Source organism: Pontibacillus halophilus JSM 076056 = DSM 19796, assembly GCF_000425205.1.
GTDB lineage: Bacteria > Bacillota > Bacilli > Bacillales > BH030062 > Pontibacillus_A > Pontibacillus_A halophilus.
The window spans coordinates 18,444-37,169 of the sequence record NZ_AULI01000024.1 but is presented as its reverse complement, the minus strand read 5'-3'; the positions used below and the strand labels follow the sequence as shown (position 1 = coordinate 37,169).

The 18,726-nt window shown below is 44.3% G+C and carries 23 protein-coding genes; 17 read left to right on the top strand and 6 right to left on the bottom strand.

The window, feature by feature from the left end; all coding sequences use genetic code 11:
- Together H513_RS20580 and H513_RS0116940 are read right to left on the bottom strand one after the other, a co-directional pair.
- Positions 1 to 783 (bottom strand): IS4 family transposase (locus tag H513_RS20580; protein ID WP_154655286.1); only part of this gene is annotated, 783 nt, incomplete at its 3' end.
- 223 nt (positions 784 to 1,006) lie between these two features.
- Positions 1,007 to 2,866 (bottom strand): dienelactone hydrolase family protein, encoded by a 1,860-nt coding sequence (locus tag H513_RS0116940; RefSeq protein ID WP_026801785.1) that lies wholly within the window; start codon positions 2,864 to 2,866, stop codon positions 1,007 to 1,009.
- A gap of 449 nt (positions 2,867 to 3,315) precedes the next feature.
- Here H513_RS0116940 and H513_RS0116935 point away from each other — a divergent pair, with 449 nt between their 5' ends.
- A complete protein-coding gene (locus tag H513_RS0116935) occupies positions 3,316 to 3,966 on the top strand; it encodes an SDR family oxidoreductase (RefSeq protein WP_026801784.1) in 651 nt (216 codons plus the stop codon).
- A 163-nt stretch (positions 3,967 to 4,129) separates the two neighbouring features.
- On the top strand, positions 4,130 to 4,681 hold the full coding sequence (locus tag H513_RS0116930; protein ID WP_026801783.1) for a DUF3267 domain-containing protein: 552 nt from the start codon (positions 4,130 to 4,132) through the stop codon (positions 4,679 to 4,681).
- A 78-nt stretch (positions 4,682 to 4,759) separates the two neighbouring features.
- Here the strand turns inward: H513_RS0116930 and H513_RS0116925 are convergent, their stop codons facing one another.
- Positions 4,760 to 5,650, bottom strand: coding sequence for a fructose bisphosphate aldolase (locus H513_RS0116925; RefSeq protein ID WP_026801782.1), 891 nt, complete (start codon positions 5,648 to 5,650; stop codon positions 4,760 to 4,762).
- 198 nt (positions 5,651 to 5,848) lie between these two features.
- Between H513_RS0116925 and H513_RS20575 the strand changes: the two genes are divergently transcribed.
- The 15 genes from H513_RS20575 to H513_RS20565 all read left to right on the top strand — a co-directional run bounded on the left by H513_RS20575 (position 5,849) and on the right by H513_RS20565 (position 16,171).
- Entirely contained in the window at positions 5,849 to 6,397 is a 549-nt protein-coding gene (locus tag H513_RS20575; RefSeq protein WP_036770664.1) for a hypothetical protein, read from the top strand.
- A gap of 147 nt (positions 6,398 to 6,544) precedes the next feature.
- Positions 6,545 to 6,850, top strand: a complete 306-nt coding sequence (locus H513_RS21985; RefSeq protein WP_051240101.1) for a hypothetical protein — start codon at positions 6,545 to 6,547, stop codon at positions 6,848 to 6,850.
- A gap of 105 nt (positions 6,851 to 6,955) precedes the next feature.
- Positions 6,956 to 7,924, top strand: a complete 969-nt coding sequence (locus tag H513_RS0116910; protein ID WP_026801780.1) for a P1 family peptidase — start codon at positions 6,956 to 6,958, stop codon at positions 7,922 to 7,924.
- 222 nt (positions 7,925 to 8,146) lie between these two features.
- Complete coding sequence (locus H513_RS0116900) at positions 8,147 to 8,626, top strand: DsrE/DsrF/DrsH-like family protein (protein WP_026801779.1); 480 nt, start codon at positions 8,147 to 8,149, stop codon at positions 8,624 to 8,626.
- Between the two features lie 26 nt (positions 8,627 to 8,652).
- Positions 8,653 to 9,018, top strand: coding sequence for a rhodanese-like domain-containing protein (locus H513_RS0116895; RefSeq protein ID WP_026801778.1), 366 nt, complete (start codon positions 8,653 to 8,655; stop codon positions 9,016 to 9,018).
- Positions 9,019 to 9,121: 103 nt separating this feature from the next.
- A complete protein-coding gene (locus H513_RS0116890) occupies positions 9,122 to 9,685 on the top strand; it encodes a sulfurtransferase TusA family protein (protein WP_026801777.1) in 564 nt (187 codons plus the stop codon).
- A 55-nt stretch (positions 9,686 to 9,740) separates the two neighbouring features.
- Positions 9,741 to 10,868, top strand: coding sequence for an MBL fold metallo-hydrolase (locus tag H513_RS0116885; RefSeq protein WP_026801776.1), 1,128 nt, complete (start codon positions 9,741 to 9,743; stop codon positions 10,866 to 10,868).
- A 25-nt stretch (positions 10,869 to 10,893) separates the two neighbouring features.
- On the top strand, positions 10,894 to 11,121 hold the full coding sequence (locus tag H513_RS0116880) for a sulfurtransferase TusA family protein (protein WP_026801775.1): 228 nt from the start codon (positions 10,894 to 10,896) through the stop codon (positions 11,119 to 11,121).
- Between the two features lie 64 nt (positions 11,122 to 11,185).
- Positions 11,186 to 11,962, top strand: a complete 777-nt coding sequence (locus tag H513_RS0116875; RefSeq protein WP_026801774.1) for a sulfite exporter TauE/SafE family protein — start codon at positions 11,186 to 11,188, stop codon at positions 11,960 to 11,962.
- 57 nt (positions 11,963 to 12,019) lie between these two features.
- The gene (locus H513_RS0116870; protein WP_026801773.1) at positions 12,020 to 12,271 is read left to right on the top strand and encodes a metal-sensitive transcriptional regulator; all 252 of its coding nucleotides are present in this window, start codon (positions 12,020 to 12,022) and stop codon (positions 12,269 to 12,271) included.
- 252 nt (positions 12,272 to 12,523) lie between these two features.
- Positions 12,524 to 13,474, top strand: a complete 951-nt coding sequence (locus H513_RS0116865; RefSeq protein ID WP_026801772.1) for an alpha/beta hydrolase — start codon at positions 12,524 to 12,526, stop codon at positions 13,472 to 13,474.
- Positions 13,475 to 13,538: 64 nt separating this feature from the next.
- Positions 13,539 to 13,712 (top strand): hypothetical protein, encoded by a 174-nt coding sequence (locus H513_RS21735; protein WP_154655285.1) that lies wholly within the window; start codon positions 13,539 to 13,541, stop codon positions 13,710 to 13,712.
- 124 nt (positions 13,713 to 13,836) lie between these two features.
- A complete protein-coding gene (locus H513_RS0116855; RefSeq protein ID WP_026801771.1) occupies positions 13,837 to 14,799 on the top strand; it encodes a helix-turn-helix transcriptional regulator in 963 nt (320 codons plus the stop codon).
- 73 nt (positions 14,800 to 14,872) lie between these two features.
- A complete protein-coding gene (locus H513_RS0116850; protein ID WP_026801770.1) occupies positions 14,873 to 15,505 on the top strand; it encodes a type 1 glutamine amidotransferase family protein in 633 nt (210 codons plus the stop codon).
- A 93-nt stretch (positions 15,506 to 15,598) separates the two neighbouring features.
- Complete coding sequence (locus H513_RS20565; RefSeq protein WP_211226523.1) at positions 15,599 to 16,171, top strand: BclA C-terminal domain-containing protein; 573 nt, start codon at positions 15,599 to 15,601, stop codon at positions 16,169 to 16,171.
- An 80-nt stretch (positions 16,172 to 16,251) separates the two neighbouring features.
- Here H513_RS20565 and H513_RS0116840 read toward each other — a convergent pair whose 3' ends face one another.
- The 3 genes from H513_RS0116840 to H513_RS22200 all read right to left on the bottom strand — a co-directional run bounded on the left by H513_RS0116840 (position 16,252) and on the right by H513_RS22200 (position 18,662).
- Complete coding sequence (locus H513_RS0116840) at positions 16,252 to 17,706, bottom strand: DUF11 domain-containing protein (RefSeq protein ID WP_026801769.1); 1,455 nt, start codon at positions 17,704 to 17,706, stop codon at positions 16,252 to 16,254.
- 36 nt (positions 17,707 to 17,742) lie between these two features.
- Complete coding sequence (locus H513_RS0116835; protein ID WP_026801768.1) at positions 17,743 to 18,183, bottom strand: S-Ena type endospore appendage; 441 nt, start codon at positions 18,181 to 18,183, stop codon at positions 17,743 to 17,745.
- A gap of 347 nt (positions 18,184 to 18,530) precedes the next feature.
- Positions 18,531 to 18,662 carry a hypothetical protein gene (locus tag H513_RS22200; RefSeq protein ID WP_267879654.1) on the bottom strand — a complete coding sequence of 44 codons (132 nt, stop codon included), beginning with the start codon at positions 18,660 to 18,662 and terminating at the stop codon, positions 18,531 to 18,533.
- Positions 18,663 to 18,726: the final 64 nt, after the last annotated feature.

Below are 18,726 nucleotides of genomic sequence, written 5' to 3'. Positions count from 1 at the left end.
CATTAGACGGTTCCGAGGATCCGTCCCTACTCTGATGTATCCATAATCCAGCGTTTCTTTAGGAGACATTTCCTCCGCATCTTTAGCCGGATCTATTTGAAGCCATCCATTGTGTTCACTCCACCGCCAAAACTTCGTGTTCGTCGGAACACGCGTAATGTAGAAAGCCCCTTTATCGTTTATCCTCATGAGATTCTTAGCTGAGTAATAACCAAGATCACGTAAACAAAGGTCTCCAGGAAGTAGATTTTCCTCTACGTCATTTGCGGCTTGCCGGTCACTATAAGACTCAGGATGAACAGAAGTATGAAGAAACTCTCCTCGGTACCATTCGTATTCAAGTTGAACTTTTACACCAGAGCCATTGCTCCCCGGATAATTCGGTTGTTCATTCGGTAACCGAAATGAAGTAGCATCCATTATGCGGATACGAGAAAATAATCGATTAGGATCAATTGGTGTGACAAACGACTTCTGTTTCGCCAATAATTGAAAGAAAACTTCCTTCAAGAAAGCTGCACCTTTTTCATTAAAACGAGCGTTCAACCCTTGTTTTGATAGGGAAGTGTTTGATTGGTAAGTTAGAGTTCCACATAATCTCTGTAAACTGTCATAGCTTACTGAATCTCCTAATAACGAACACAGTATCAAAAAGTCCTCTGGGTTCAATTTCCCCTTTCGTTGAACAAACTTTGTTTTGTGGGCAATATTTCGTAGGGAAGACGCTGAAAGCGTCGAATTAACAGATTTAGCAAAAGACTGAAAATGACTTTCTAGCTGCATATATGACAATCCTCCACTGGAAAAATTCACTTAAGAAGGATAACGATAGCTTAGTAGTCATTTCAAGTTTTGCTTAGCTTGACGGCTATGGGGACAGGTAAACTGTCCCATCCCATCCCCTCCCCAAAAAAGCAGCCCATCCGTAAATCGGATAGGCTGCTTTTTCATATGTTCTCTTGACAGGTTCCTTGTCCTGCGGGACAAGGAACCTGTCCCTCTGTCCCTATAGCTGAGTGAGTGTATTCGAAACCATCATCACCGTTACAATAATTGCGTAGATTATCCCGCCGAGATATGGGTTTTTTGTCTCGTGGTAGATTTTACGGGTGATGATTGCGGCTAGTGGAATAATAACGATGATTGGGAAGAGCCAAATTCCAACGATTGGTGACACGTTCGTAAAGAATACATCCCCTTCTATAAAGAAGTGCGTGTACTGAATGGCAACGATGACAATGGCGCTTAGTCCGTTGAACAAGGCCATTAGGGCTGTGTTGAGCCATTCTCTTTTTCCATTTACGACGTAGTTGAATGCATTAATGGCAATAGAGTTGGCCACGTAGAATAAGAGGAAGAATGGTAAGTATATTAGCGCGATAAGAAGTTTATCTGCTGTAAAGACTTTAATGGTTAAGACCCAAATTCTGAAGTCTGTCGTGAAGAAGTAGTCAGCGATAAATACTAGACCGAATGCAGCGGTTGTGACAATGATGGAAAGGAGAACTGTTTTCCATAATGATCTTAGTGGAATGAATACCCCAGCATCTCTTAGGTTGAGCCCGTCTTTCTTGTTGAACAATTTATAAGAAAGGAAAAGGATGGCCAATGTGACGACACCCATGACAGCAGACCAGACTCCGATATAATATACAGGTGCTTGCGGGAAGAAATCTGGGCGTGTCGTAGCCGTCCAATTAAACAGGGCGAGGTAAGAAAACCCAGATACAATAGCACTAACGATTAATCCTCCCCAGAACCACCAACGTCCAATCCCTTTTGGAGGTGAAGATGCAATGGCTCGTTCGGAGGCTTTCAGACTTGAGAATGACTTCGTATTGACCATGACCTTTGTGAAGCTAACGACGAACATGAAGAATCCAATGTAGCCTAGGAAGTTGAAGAATACTTTCCATTGCCACACTTGATTTGACGAATTTAGTGAGTCGGGTGAGCCAATAGATTCGTCGAAATAAGTAAGGAGACTATCTACGACATCTGCGCTAAAGTGGTTCCATGGGTGAATTTGAGCCGGGTTGTAGATAACGCGCATCGCCTCATCCCCGTTAATCTCTTGTGTGTAAACGGTATAACTGTCACGTACTTCGCCTTCAGAGGCAGGGTCTACACCGAAGTTTAAGAAAGACTGGGCATAATCCGTATTTATATATTCTCTAGGTGGAGTCACTGTCCCATCTTCTGCGAGACTACGGAAGAAGAATTCATCATATTGAGCCGCTATAATACCTACATCACGGCTGCCATACACATTTGTATATTGCTGTTCGTCTGTGCGCTGTGACCAATAAAGAGGTTCACCTGGATCGTTTGTATACATGGCATCGTTGGCAACAAGGAGAACGCTTGAGATTAATTGGTCTTCTTCTGGTTTTTTATTATCTTCTATAATAGACCAGTTCGCTGCGCGCGCCCCATTGGAATGACCTGTTACGCCAATACGATCTTGATCGATGTATGGGAAATCAGCCATTAATTCAACAGCATCGTACATCCCGGTACCCCGGTTCGGCCATTCCTCAGGTGTAACGGCATCAGAGTTTCCGTGTCCATACATATCGATTGAAATGACAACATACCCTCTTCGAGCAAGCTCGACATTATTTAAATCCTGCATTTCACGGTTGTTATACCACCCATGACTCGTCACAATCCCAGGAGCAGGGGCGTCTTCAGTTGCTCCATCAGGCTTAAACAAGAGCGCACTCATTAAATGACCAGATGGCGTCTCCCACCGAAGATCTTTCACTTCCACATCTCCGGCAGACGTCTGTATGGAATAAGCACCAATCATACTTACGAAGCATAGTAGTAAGGCGGCTATTAAATACTTGGTAGAACTCTTCATGTTCTTCTAGCTCCTCTCCTTCTTAAACTAGTACATCTTATGTTTGATAACGCTTACAAATAACCAGTTGCGGACATACAACAAAACTTTTTAGTAAGCGGCTAGGAGTGAGAGCGATAGATTTCCTCCTTTCTTAACTTTCTATCACCTTCTCGCTAAAAAAGACCGCACATGCTCGAACTGATAATAAAATCATACATCAGCTCCACCATGTGCAGTCTCCACGTCTCCAGCACTCCATTAACTTAAATAGATATTATAATATTCTGACAAATAACACAACTCATCAGCTCGTGGGACGAAGGGACAGGTTCATCGTCCCTCTAAACGGGACAACTCACCTGTCCCCCCGTCCCACTTGGTTAAAAAACCATTTGTCAGGGTATATGTAAACTGTCATGTAAAAGAATGTTGGAAGAATCTAAGTTAATGAAGAAAGGATGTCTGTAATGAAAGTACTTGTAGTTGGAGCGAATGGACAAATCGGAAAACACTTAGTTAAACAAATTCAAGACCATGAGGACCTCGAAGCAAGGGCACTCATTCGTAAAGAAGAGCAAGCTTCATATTTTCACGATTTAGGTGCAGAAACAGCTATCGTGGACCTTGAGGGAGAAGTAGCAGCTATTGCGAAAGCAACAGAAGGTGTGGATGCAGTTGTATTCACAGCAGGTTCCGGTCCAAATACAGGTGCCGATAAGACGCTGATGATTGATTTAGATGGAGCAGTGAAAACGATGGAGGCTGCAGAACAAGCTGGTGTGAAGCGCTATGTGATGATTAGCTCCTATGACACTACTCGTGAAGCAATCCAATCAGCCCCTGAATCGTTTGCACCCTATGTTGTAGCGAAGCACTATGCAGATGAATGGTTAAGAGGGACAAATCTAGATCATACAATTATCCATCCTGGACGCTTAACGAACGATGAAGGAACAGGTCAAGTGGCTGTCGCTCCTCAAGTAGACCGAGGCGATGTACCACGTGAAGATGTTGCGCGTGTTATTGTGGAGACATTAGCGAACGACTCCACAATTGGGAAAGAGTATCAAGTCATCTCAGGCGACCAAAGCGTAGCAGATGCGGTTAAAGCTCAATAATTGTGGGACGGCGGGACAGGTAAACTGTCCCGTTTCTCATGCAATCCCCCATGTCACCAATCTGCTAAGTAACGTACAATAAATGATAGTGGTAAATGTATCCTCTCACCATTTAAGGTGGGAGGATTTTTTCATGATTTTAGTTAAGGGAGGGGGATAACTTGTGGAGAACAAATTAGAAGTGACCCTATCGACAGAAACGTTAAACCAGAAATCAATCTTCTATACGGTCGGAATTGGGGGAGCCGCGCTCCTCGTTTACATATTACTTTGGGGCTTCGATTTCTATTTCAGTTGGGAGTTTCTCGTACAATTCTACCTAGCTAATCTAGTAGGAATTACGTTGCATGAACTGGTTCACGCACTAGCATTCGTATTCATCGGCAAGGCTTCTAGGTCGAATGTAAAGTTCGGTTTCATGTGGAGACACGCCATGCCGTATGTCCATTGCAATCAACCTGTATCTTTCGGGGCATACACCTATGTCATTCTACTGCCCGTTGTGCTGACTGGCATCTTGCCGATGGTAATGGGGTTGTGGGTAGGCAGCCAATTGATTGTATGTGCATCCATCTTTCTTATTGCTGGTGGAACGGGAGATTGGATAATTTATAAGAAGGTTCAGTCAGTAGAGGGTTTCTCGTGGGTACAAGACCATCCCAGTGAAGCAGGATGTGTCCTATATCGAAAGCTTCCGGTGGAAAAAGTGGAATGAGGCTGGGACGAATAACCTGTCCCCCCGTCCCAGCACCATCAAAAAAGAGGGACAGTGAACCTGTCCCTCTGTCCCGCTTTATTTCTTGTTAACGGAGGCGTCGTAGATGACGTCTACGGCGTCGCCTAGTGCGTTGTTGAATTCTTCTTCGTTTTGATTTGCGTTTAAGTCAGCGATTAAGGCACGGGAGAAGCTTGCGATGACGCCTTCATTTTCTTTCAGCTTATCGTTTGCTTCTTCGCGTGTATAGCCGCCAGAAAGTGCGACGACGCGCACAACGCGTGGGTGGTCAACGAGTTCCTTGTAGGCATTTGCCTTTGTAGGAATTGACAGCTTTAGCATCACGTTTTGATCTTCAGATAGTTGGTCTAATTGCTTCAGAATTTCGTCCTTCAGAATGTCCTCAGACTTCTCTTTGTCTTTGCTCTTGATGTCTACTTCAGGTTCAATAATTGGAACAAGGTCGTAGCTCAAGATTTGTTTCGCCACGTCAAATTGCTGGTCTACAACTTCCTTAATGGCATCTTGATTAGGTTCGTGGATGACAGAACGCATTTTTGTACCAAAGATGTTGCGCTCGTTGGCACGACGAAGCGTTTCGTCTAAATCAGGAATGGGCTTCATGAGTTGAACGCCATTTTCCTCCTCTGCCAAGCCTTTGTCCACTTTAAGGAATGGAACAATGTTGTTGTCAGAAAGGTAATCAGCTGTGTATTTGCCTTCGACTTCGCGGTCCATCGTCTGTTCAAACAAGATGGTGCCGAGCACTTTGCCAGAATCAAATGCAGGTGCCGTGATGATGCGTGTGCGCATTTGGTGAACGCGGTCGAACATCTCTTGTTCGCCAGAATACGCATCTTCAGGTACACCGTAATCTGCTAATGCTTTCGGGGTACTACCACCGCTCTGGTCCAGTGCTGCGATGAAACCTTTACCGTTTTTTACTTTATCGAAATGACTACGATTCATGATCTTCACTCCTTCTAAAAAAAGTCCATTGATATACTTCCCTATTTGCCCCGAATCTAACACTTCTTTCTGCAAGAATTCAAATCATTTGCAAGTATGGGACGCACCAAACAAGTTATGATTCTTATTTCCTTTATAAAAGGAAAATGATACTATTTTAGAGATTCTATTATCATGGTTTTATAGGGGGAGAAAAAAGTGACAGTCATTATTGGTATACTCATCGCAATCATGCTCTATTTTCGTATTAAAAAAATTATTAGGATTTTTTTCTCGATTCGATTTTGGGCGGGTCTGTTGTTGAACATCGCATTCTTTTACTTCGTGTACACGTATTTTAATGGATTCAAGAAGATGGTTGGAGACACCATCTACCATTATACAGACATCTTCACATGGGAGGAGCTAGAAATCGTGTCCATGATTGCAGTCGGGGCACTATGTTTCTTTCTATGGGTGTTTCTATGCAAGCGTTCAAAAGCTTTCGTTACACCATTTATCTTCGTGTTATCCGTTGCGACATTAGGCTTGGTTATCTTTAATGTTTCAGACGGATTTGATGCTACTATTGATGATGACGATAACTTCGGTGAAGATGATGACTCTACTTGGGTAGACCCTCATGAGGTGAGTGGGTATGAACGAGCGGACGGAACATCCGTAGAGGGGTACTACCGCGATGGCGATGGTGATACAACCATTGACCGTCCAATCGATGAAGGTGGAGGATTCTTCAGAAGGTATTAACAATATTTACTGTAAGTCATAAGGTGAAAAGGAGCGTTCCCTATTCTACAAAGAAAACTAATCAGCACATCCATATCTAGCATCCTATTTTCTTTTGCGCTAGCTGCACTCTATACGGAAGAGTATCCAGGCTATGTCCTCATCATCATGATGTACAGTTTTCCAGCTATCCTTATCTACGGGGGAGCCACATCACTTCTAAGCGATTGGATTGGCCGGTCCATTTCGAATAAATTAGAGGAAGAGAAGTTAGAGATTCTCATCTCTGCAACGTTCCATTTATTATTTGGACTCATTCTGATTCCGTTTAGCTTAGTGGCTTCTATTCTGTTCTTCATCATTGATCGTCTGTTAGGTCGAGTACAACATCGGTATACTTGGAAACAAGCGGGGATGTCCTTTGCTCTTGTGTTAATCCTTTGTTTGATTCTCTGGTTCGTCTCAATTACATAGAAAGGTTGTGGGCACTGTCCACAACCTTTTTTTTATTTGGGAAAAAGGGTTATCTCTAGCTAAACAAGGAATAGGTAAGGAGAACAAAGACAGAGGAGGCTAATGATGAAGGAAATCGCTATTGAGGAGATTGAGGGGTTTAGAATTGGCCATGCAGAAAGCTTAGAAGCTGCTACAGGGTGTACCGTTATTTTGTGTGAGCAAGGTGCTGTAGGAGGAGTTGATGTACGGGGTGGGGCCCCGGGTACCCGAGAGACGGACTTGCTGGCATCAGAGAATTTAGTAGAAGAGGTGCATGGTGTCTTCCTTACTGGTGGGAGTGCGTTCGGGTTAGATGTGGGTGGTGGCGTGATGAAGTTTCTTGAAGAACAGGGGGTTGGATTCGATGTAGAAGTGGCTCGTGTTCCGATTGTAACGGGGGCTGTGTTGTTTGATTTGGGGATTGGTTCAGCTAATGTGCGTCCTGATGAGAAGATGGGGTATGAAGCAGCCCAGCGAGCGCTGATGCAACAAGATGATCGCGAAGGTTCGGTTGGTGCAGGGACTGGTGCGACGGTCGGGAAGATTCTCGGTAAAGAATCGTCTATGAAGGGTGGACTTGGTACCTTTGCGTTTCAAGTGGGGGAACTGAAAGTAGGTGCTGTCGTTGCAGTAAATAGTTTTGGAGACATCCTAGACGATGAGACGGGTGAAATCCTTGCGGGTGTCTATGATGTAGAGCATCAATCATTCCTTCGCACAGATTCCATCCTTCTCACCCATGAATCGGGTAAAGAGAACACGAATCGATTTTCAGGAAACACAACCATTGGTACGGTTGTCACTAATGCTTCCCTGACTAAGGCGAATGCGAACAAGATTGCCTCTATGGCCCACGATGGATTCGCACGTACGACGAGGCCTTCTCATTCGATGGTAGATGGAGATACCCTCTTTACCTTATCTACAAATGAAGTGGATGCAGATTTAAATGTAGTTGGCCATTTAGCGGCCTATGTTGTACAGAAAGCGATACGTAATGGGGTGAAAAAAGCGACTGGCATAGACGGCGTCCGAAGCTATAGTGAATTGTAAGTCTACACGCTTACTCATCGCGGTCAGGAGGATTGCGATGAGTTTTAATCATACTGTTGAATGAAGTACATAAAAAATAGATGTTGACTTTATACCTAAGGGGGTATAAGATAAATGTATCTTAACAAAATCGAACTAAAAGACAAAGGAATGGTGGATGGCCATTTTATTTTTTGTCATTTTATATACCCTTAGGGGTAAATAGACCTGGGAGGTTCATATATGTCAGAACAAAAGAAGACGAACATTGTGTTATTTAGTGGGGATTATGATAAAGCGATGGCAGCTTACATTATCGCCAATGGTGCAGCTGCCTACGACCATGAAGTGACAATCTTCCACACATTTTGGGGATTGAATGCCCTTCGGAAAGACGAGGACATTAAAGTGAAGAAGAACTTCATGGAGAAGATGTTCGGCAAGATGATGCCTAGAGGCGTCAATAAGATGGGGCTATCGAAGATGCAATTCGCCGGTTTCGGTCCGAAAATGATTAAAGACGTTATGAAAAAGCATAATGTCATGCCATTGCCAGTACTTATTGAAATGGCACAAGAACAAGACGTAAACCTCGTTGCGTGTACGATGACGATGGACCTGTTGGGACTCCAGAAAGAAGAGCTACTAGATGAAATCGAATATGCAGGGGTTGCGGCATACTTGGGCGAAGCGGAAGACGGAAACGTAAATCTATTTATATAATCGACCACCTGTAGGAGGGAACTAGCATGGAATATGTAAGTTACGTCATCTATGGCATCCTAATCTACCTGATTGTGAAACGATTCCTTCCGGTTAAAGGGATGAAGCAGATTACCACGACACAACTAAAGGAACAACTGAACGACAAAGACAAACAATATGTAGATGTGCGAACGGCTGGAGAGTTTAAACGAAATTCTATACGTGGATTCAAGAACATCCCTTTGCAAACGTTAGATAAAAAGGCTACACAACAACTAGATTCGAACAAAGAGGTCGTTGTCATCTGTCAAAGTGGAATGAGAAGTAAGCAAGCTTCGAAAGTGTTGAAGCGTCTTGGTTTCACCTCTGTTACGAACGTTAAAGGTGGAATGAATACCTGGAGACCTTAGGGTATACGGGGAATTATCAATATAGAGGTACGCACATGCCTGAAAGACTGGCATTCTTTTTACCCTTAAATAAATACCCGTTGGGGTACAGGAGGTAACCATCATGGCTACAATTAAATCTGATTCAGTTCTTGATGCAAAGGGCCTTGCGTGTCCGATGCCGATTGTAAAGACGAAGAAAGCGATGAAAGACGTTGGCGCGGGCCAAGTCATTGAAGTGCAAGCAACAGATAAAGGCTCAAAGGCCGATCTCGAAGCATGGGCTAAGAGTTCTGGGCATCATTATCTTGGAACCTTGGAAGAAGGCGACGTGTTGAGCCACTATATTCGTAAATCATCAGGTGATGAAACGGAAGAGAAACAACACCCACATACAACGACAAATGAAGAGCTAGTTCAGCATCAAGCAGAAGGTGGAATTGTACTCGACGTTCGTGAGTCTGCTGAGTATGCATTCGGACACATTCCAAAGGCAATCTCTATACCGCTTGGAGAACTGGACACACGTATGGATGAATTGAATCAAGAAGATTCCATTTATGTTATCTGTCGCACTGGAAGCAGAAGCGACCTAGCCGCTCAGAAGCTATCCCAGAATGGATTCAAGGACGTTGTGAACGTGCTACCAGGTATGAGCGAATGGCCAGGAGAGATTGAAAAGCTATAGGCACGAGTATTTCCTCTTTATGATTTAACAAAACGATACCTAAGGAGGTATGAAGATGACTGTACATGCGATGACAGCAGGTGAAGTTGCAAAGAAAGTGATTCACCAAGAACCACTGTTTCTATTAGACGTTCGAAATGAAGACGCGTATCAAGATTGGAAGATTGAAGGCAAGAGCGTTAGTCACATGAACGTTCCTTACTTCGATTTATTAGACGGAGTGGAAGAGATTCTAGACCAACTCCCATCCGATCAGGATATCCTAGTCGTCTGTGCGAAAGAAGGTTCATCCATTATGGTAGCCGACATGCTATCAGAAGCGGGAATGACGGTATCTTACCTGCAAGGTGGGATGAAAGCGTGGAGTGAACATCTCGAACCTGTGAAAGTAGGCGATCTACCGGATGGCGGAGAGCTATACCAATTTGTTCGTATCGGCAAAGGGTGCTTGTCTTACATGGTTCTATCAGGTAACGAAGCGGCTATTGTGGATGCTACTCGTATGACCGGTGTATTTGAAGATTTTGCTGCAAGCAAGAATGCAACGATTACGAATGTATTTGATACTCATTTGCATGCGGACCATATCTCTGGTGGACGACGGATTGCCGCCAACACGGGCGCGACGTACTGGCTACCACCTAAGGATGCAACAGAAGTAACGTTCGACTATGAGCCATTGGAAGGCGGCAACGTCGTCGCAGTGGGAAGGACGTCCATTGACATTCATGCACTCTATTCACCTGGTCATACAATTGGGTCGACATCTTTCGTAGTCGATGAATCGTATCTATTGTCTGGAGATATCCTCTTCATCGACTCCATCGGTCGCCCTGACCTTGCTGGACTTGCAGAAGATTGGGTAGGAGACTTACGTGAAAGCTTATACGCTCGCTACAAAGAACTTTCTCAAGACCTGATCGTTCTACCGGCTCACTTTATGAAGATGAGTGAGATGGATGACAGAGGGCGAGTCGCGGAGAAGCTCGGTACCTTATATGCGAACAATCACGGCTTGAACATTGAAGATGAAGCACAGTTCAGGAAGGTTGTAACAGAGAATCTACCGCCACAGCCGAATGCTTATCAACAAATCCGCGAAACGAATATGGGCAAGATCACGCCAGAGGAAGAAGAACAGCGTGAGATGGAAATCGGCCCGAACCGTTGCGCGGTTCAATAACTTACCTATTCAGGAGGAATTAATTATGGAATCTACTAAAGTACTAGACGCAAAAGGGCTAGCATGCCCAATGCCAATCGTTAAAACGAAGAAAGCGATGAAAGACTTAGAATCTGGTCAAATCCTTGAAGTACATGCAACAGACAAAGGTGCGAAAAGTGATTTAACTGCATGGGCGAAATCTGGTGGCCATGAGCTTCTTCAAGATACAGAAGAAAACGACGTACTCAAGTTCTGGATTCAGAAAGGGTAAATGTTCAATAAGATAGGGGGCCATGTATATGGTTCCCTTTTCTTAACGAAAAGGAGTGAACACCATGGAATTTGGCTTAATGATCACCATATTTCTTATTGGATTTATCGGTTCTTATCTATCAGGAATGTTAGGCATTGGTGGGTCAATTATTAAATACCCAATGCTTCTCTACATTCCTCCATTGGTCGGTGTATCAGCCTTCACTGCGCACGAAGTGTCAGGGATTAGTGCAGTCCAAGTCCTATTTGCAACAATTGGAGGTGTGTGGGCCTATCGAAAGGGAGGCTATCTCAACAAGACGCTGATTCTTTACATGGGGGTTAGTATTTTAATTGGTAGTTTCATTGGCGGGTATGGTTCGAACCTACTTTCAGAAGATGGCATTAACATCACGTATGGATTACTTGCGGTCATAGCTGCCGTCATGATGTTCGTGCCCAAAAAGGGATTAGACAATCAGCCACTTGAAGATGTGACCTTTAATAAACCGCTCGCTGCATCGCTTGCATTTATCGTGGGGATTGGCGCAGGAATTGTAGGGGCCGCTGGTGCATTTCTACTTGTGCCGATTATGCTTGTCGTACTTAAAATCCCGACTCGCATGACGATTGCTTCATCTCTGGCGATTACGTTTATCTCATCCATTGGGGCGACAGTCGGCAAAGTCACGACAGGACAAGTCGAATACGGTCCAGCTGCTATTATGATTATAGCGAGCCTTATTGCTTCTCCACTTGGTGCCAATGCAGGAAAGAAAGCGAACACGAAAATCTTGCAAACAGTTCTAGCCCTACTCATTGCTGCAACAGCAATAAAGATTTGGGTAGATATTCTTTAGAATAACGGGGAGAACAACCTCCTCGTCGATATGCTTAAAGGAAGAGGAGGAACCTACATGAATTACGATGCTAAAATGAAGAACCGGTTGAAACGTATGGAGGGGCAAGTAAGAGGCCTACTGAACATGATGGAAGAAGAGAAAGACTGCCGAGAAGTCGTCACGCAAATGTCTGCTGTTCGCACTGCACTTGACCGCGCGATGGCCACCGTGGTTAGCGAGAATCTTCAACAGTGTCTAGCTAACGATGAGGACCATAGAGAAGAGGCCGTTCAAGAAGCGGTTCGCTTACTCGTCAGAAGTCGCTAACCGATACGAGGTTGTGGATTTCATAGACTTCCGCTTATACTAGACACAAGATGTTCTGAATGATTGCTGGAAGAATACAGTGTACAGAAACCGTGTTCAGCTGAAAAAGGAATTGAACCCACTCTCAATTCCAGTTTCACTTGAACACGGTCGTTTATTCTATTAATTGTAAGCGCTTACCGAACGTGCGAATAAACATGAATCGTAAGGGAGAAGGCATCATTTAGAATGAGAGAAAGAAGGAGAGAGCTAATGAAGCGAAAACGAGTTTGGATTCCTACATTGTTGATCCTGATTGTGCTGGCTGGATTAGCAGGTGCTGGGCAGTATTTCTACGGCATTGCGATCAATAGCAACAGCGAGGCAGTTGATTTGCATGGAGGGAAGAACGAAGCTGAAACAGTTACCGCAAGTGTGGAGGAGGAAGAAAGTCTGTTAGAACATTGGACATCAGAACAGAACTTCGAGAACCTCGAAATTGAAACAAGTGATGAACTCAAACTTAAGGCTGTCTACTTAGAAAATGAAAACCCGAATGGAAAAACCGTGGTACTTGCCCACGGTTATAAAGGAAATAAAGAGCAGCTTCCTGGCATTACGAAGTTCTATTATGAGCAGGGCTTCCACATTCTAAAGCCGGATGCTCGTGGGCATGGGGAAAGTGAGGGGCAATACATCGGATATGGTTGGCACGACCGACTTGACTTTATCGAGTGGGTCGACCTTCTCATCGAAGAGAAAGGAGCTGAGTCACTCATCTTACATGGCTTTTCTATGGGAGCTGCGACAGTCCTGATGACAAGTGGGGAAGAGCTTCCAGAAGAAGTGCAGGGCGTGATTGCGGACAGCGCGTATACATCTGTTGAGGAAGAGTTGGCTCACCAAATGAAGAACTTGTATGGCATTCCATCGTTTCCTATCCTTCAAGTAACGAGCCTGATTACAGACCTACGTGCAGGCTACAATTTCAATGAAGCTTCAACATTACAACAAGTGAAGCAAGCGGAAGTACCCATCTTCTTCATACATGGAGCAGAAGACGTTCTCGTTCCGACTGACATGGCAACTGAATTGTATAAAGCGGCTGGAGGAGAGAAGGAGTTGTGGATTGTACCAGAAGCGACTCATACAGAAGGGTACACAGTGGCTAAAGAAGATTATCAAGAGAGGATCATGAAGTTTATTAACGGCAAGGATGACTAACATTTATGATGTCTGAAACGGATGGTTACTCCAATTCGTACCTGCTTAGGGAGGTGAAGTACACATGTCAGACAAGAAATTTTTATCGCTCATTGGAATCGTAGGAATGCTGACGTGGCCCATCTACTTCGTTATGCATGTGTCTTCCTACACTGCAGAAGAAATCGTTAAAGCACTAAGCACCATTGGTGTCATGACGTTCATCTATTTCCTCGTCCTATTCGTGTATAAGCGATAGGGCGTTTTTTATTTTAGCTTAGAGGCATGGAGTTAAATGAATCCTGCACAAACGATAAGTCAGATTGAGTTCGTTATACTAGGAGTAACTCGTTCAACATCTTTCACAATCGAGGTGAGTCTACGTGGCCAAAATGGATAACCTGTTAGCCATTCTATGGATGCTGCGTTCAGGGAACAAAGTGACAGCAAAGGACATTTCAGACAAGTTAGAGATGAACATAAGGACTGTTTACCGGTATGTGGATACACTCTCAACAAGTGGAGTCCCAATCATTGCGGAACCGGGTCATAACGGTGGCTACTCGTTATTAAATGATTTCATTGAAGCACCTCTGTTCTTCGATTTCGAAGAACAAGCCTCTCTTTATCACGCAGCTGTATTTGCAGAAGAAGCGGGATATTATGGGGATGAAGCCTTAAATAGGGCGATTTCAAAGTTGGCTCATTATCAAAATCAGGAACAGCAGATGAAGGTGAATCATCATGTTGAGAGTCTTGAAATCATAAGTGGATTCAGTTCCCTCTCTAAAGAACCATTCTTAAGGGAGTTAGAGCAGGCCGTAGCTGACGGTTCCGCTGTCTATATCCGGTATTATAAGAGGAACAAAGAGGAGTCCGAGGATCGATTGGTTGACCCTTATCGGGTTATTTATTGGAATAAGAAATGGTATCTAATTGGATACTGCCATCTAAGAGAGGATATCCGGAGTTTTAGAATCAACCGAATACAGAGCCTAACGGTAAGTGAGCATACGTTTACGCCACCGATAAACTTCTCTGCACGGAACTACTTTATGAGAAACCTTCTGCCTACTATGAACGAGGAGGAGGGAGTCATTTCTTTAGTTGTAAAGGGAAGTACAAGGGCACTGGACGATCTATGTCAACATTGGTTCTTAGAACATTACTTACAAGAACGGAATTCAGATCAAGCTGTCTTTCTTCTTAATCAAGAGGTTTTGGATACCTATCTCCCGTATTTGCTGTTTCCATACGGGAAATCGATTGTAGTCATCGAGCCAACGAGTCTGAAGGCACGCTGTGTGGAGGTTCTAACAGATTTAATTAATTTTTATGAAGAATGATGACTCCCCTGACGTTAAGTGTCAGGGGAGTTCGTATATAATCGAGACTACCAATTATGATAGGAGCGATTAAATGCGAACGAAACGCGTTTATCTTTATGTATGTGACACTATGTCAGACTGGGAATATGGCTATTTACTCGCTGAACTTCATACAGGGCGCTATTTCAAACAAGGAATTGCGCCATTAGAGGTCACTACTGTCGGTGCGACAGTAGAGATGGTGACAACGATGGGAGGATTGACTGTTCAACCAGATGTTTCCGTTACAGGGTGTACAATTGAGAGTGGAGACCTCTTAATCTTGCCTGGAGCAACGACTTGGAGAGATGAGATTCACCAACCCATCTTAGAAAAGGTGGGGAGGGCCTTGGAGGTAGGGGGGATTGTGGCAGCAATTTGTGGTGCTACTGAAGGGCTTGCAGCTGTTGGATATCTAGATTCTAGAAAGCACACAAGCAATAACCTAGAGTACCTTAAGATGGTATGCCCTACCTATAAAGGGGAGTCGCTCTATGAGGACGGACCTACCGCAACACATGCGAATTTAATTACGGCATCTGGAATCGCTCCATTGGAATTTGCGATGGAAGTATTGAGAGGCATGGAAGTATGTAAGGAAGATACCTTGCACTCTTGGTATAACCTAAACAAAACGCAACAACCCGAGCACTTCTTCGAGTTAATGAACTCTATTGCTCATTGAAGTGAGCGGAACGTGTAAGGATCAAAGAAACGCACCAGAATCTCCACGAATACCGTGCCTGATGACGCTTTGATTTCATCTACTATAGAAAAGATGAAAGGTGTGAATGTCATGAGCTGTAACTGTGGAGGTTACTCTGGTGGCGTCATTTCGAGAAGGGGTGCCCAAGGCATTCCGGGACCACCTGGGCCACCGGGTGAGACGGGTCCAGCAGGTCCAACGGGTCCGGCGGGTCCAGCGGGATCAGCCGTCACAGCAACCTCAGGGTTTGCATCAAATGACAGTGAGCCTAGTTTAGCCATTTCAGCACTTGCCCCTACCCCTATTCCGCTACCGGACTACCAAAACTTACCACCAACCATCACTGTTGATGTGACAAATACAATCTTTGAAGTACAAGAGGATGGCAGGTATCTCGTTTCCTACCATATCAATCCAACTGCAACAGTTGCGGTGAACTCGGCTATTTATTTAAATGGGAATCCATTGCCCCAGTCCTTACTATCTCCCCCTTTAGCTGTATATAAGTACAGTGCCGAATTTATTGTCCCACTTATTACAGGAGATCAGCTACAACTCCAATTGACTCCTGGTCTGATCCCAATAGGAGCTGTGGTATTGAGTCCTGGGATTGGAGCATCGTTAACAATTGTTCGCTTAGACTAAGCCAACTTCTTCAATGAAGTTGGTTTTTCCATGTAAAAAAGACTGGGTGATGACCACGCCCAGTCTTTCTTATATGGAGCTTAACAAATAAACCCGCTGCCACAATAGCATTGAAAACATACAGTTGATGTCACTAAATTACTTTCTGCAACCTTCCCACAACTAAATTCCAATTCTGCACGGTTCTGTACGAAGCAGTCACAACGCCTTACAATGACTTGAAAGAACACGGTAACTGTATCCCCTACATCGATATTAGGCAAGGGCACTCCAAACTGGGGATTGACGCCAGGAAACTGAACACCATCAATGTACAAGCTGTCTTCAACGAATAGCGTACCAGGTGGAATTTCATCAATGAAGACGACGTTATTCGCCTCAATAACCCCCTCATTTGTAATTGTAATAATGTACGTCAGCACATCGTTCACAACAGCAAATGGTTTATCTACTGTTTTAACAAGAACAGGGTCAGCATCTCCTTCATCAATTTGGATGCCTAATGCATTTGGCATGTAGGCGTCTCCGGTTGATGTGAAGCGGAATACAGCAGTAGTTTGGTTGTTTGGAAGGTAGTTAAGTCCGCTTACGTTTGTGATATCCCACCCTTGTCTTCCGGCGACAATGTTTGTCTGAGTCGCTGCATCTTGGTTACGGGTTCCAAACGTCCCCGATGTGTCAACTAATCCGTCATCCCCGTTAATTTGGGAAGCTGAGAAGTTAAAGGTAGGATTATTAGGTCCTGATAAGTTCGTTAAGGTTAATGAGTCTGGACCAAATAAAGCTTGGTCTCCTGGGATGTTTGCATCGCCTTCTTGAGCAGAGATTAACAGTCGAGCATCCACATCTCCAGAGGGAGGAGTCATGAATCCTGAAACTGCGATATCAATAATGGGGGTTCCTTGACTAAATACAATCCCTTCTCCACCAACAAATAGGTTCATGGAGCGATTCGGTAATTCCGGGTTTCCATACACAACAGCTAACGTCCAGCCGGCATGGTTTGTGTCACCGGTAGAAGCGATTAGAGGATCAAGTAGCCCAGGTACACTTCCACATGTGTATGTTCCTTCAGCTGCTGATTGAACAATTGAGGTTACATCGTTAGAACGCATATAAAACCCTCGGGTAACTCCCCCTATAGTAAACGTAAACTGATTACTAGTCGCGGGGTCAGGACTGATGGGATGGGCGACACCTAGAGGATCTGTAAACAATACATCGTTGTCGATTTCACTCGTGATATCTTCATCCCTGGTAAGATAGTTACCGCCCCAAATTAACTCGGCGTACAAAACCGTGTTGCTTCCTGGTGCAAATCCTAATTCAGCTGAGGAACTATTCTCTTGGTAGTTTAATGTAGTTCCAGGTGGGAATGTCGGTACTTGCGATGTATTATCAAGTGTAATGAAAGCTCCAATGCTTCCCCGGGTCCCGGCCTCATTAAGGTTCAATTCCTGACTTAATCCAAGCGTATTTCCGGTAAATGTCATCATTCCACAATCAAGTGTGGAGAAGCGGTTTACAAAGGCCATAAGGGTCACTCCTTCTTATGATGTAAAGGAGAGTCATCATTCGAACACTTCTTCTACGCAATCTTTCTGGTAATGCAACGTAAGACAGAACCTACCTGAGCATGTCGCTCCTGTTGCACCTCCTAAACATTGCACATCTAAACTTTCAATCCCACTAACGGTTACCGCCTTCGTTTGGTTTTTCTCTGTGATTGTAAAGAGGTCGATTAATGAACCTTGAATGACGGCGCGAACGGACATGATGCAATCGCTCCCGTTATAGACAGTGACCGTACCGCTCGGCAACACTGGAAGGCCAACGACTCGCCAATACTCGACAAAACTTCCATCACAAGGCTGTTCTATGTTTCCACACACTTCGTCTTTGACTAGGTTACACGTAACGACGGGGGTTGGTTTAGGGGGTGGAAAGATGTTAGGGCAGCCTGGTGGAGCCATTTCGACTTTACAAGCATCTACAATTTTGTTGAGGTTCATGGGTTACTCCTTTCCGACACACTGATTTCTATAAAGGAGGACACCCGGTTTTAGGGGTGTCCTGATTATCCTGTACGTCTCACATTAAGAAGACATTACAGTGTATTGGAGGTCGGCTTCAAATGTTCCCGTACAGAAATCACCAGTCCCGGTAGAAGCGACACAGCTGTAAATGATAGATACTAACTCGCTTACTTCTATAACGACTGAGGACTGTGGGATGATTGTATAATCGACAGCAACGCCTGAATCAAATTCCGTAACACTAATTGTAATATCACAGTCAGAACCAGTGTTAACTACAGAAATTATCCCGCTGGGTAAGGAGGATTCTGGGGCTGATGGGGCTAGGAAGAGGTTGTTGTCTTCTGAACCACACGGCGCTCGGAAAGGAACACAGCGTTTAATGGCAACGAGTTCTTTCTTTGGTAAGAAGCTATCGGAACATGTAGGCGGGCAGCAGAATGAATTTGCTCCACACATAATTAAGTTCCCCCTTTCATGATTGGTCCCTATTAACTTATGGAGGAAAAGAAAAAGTGT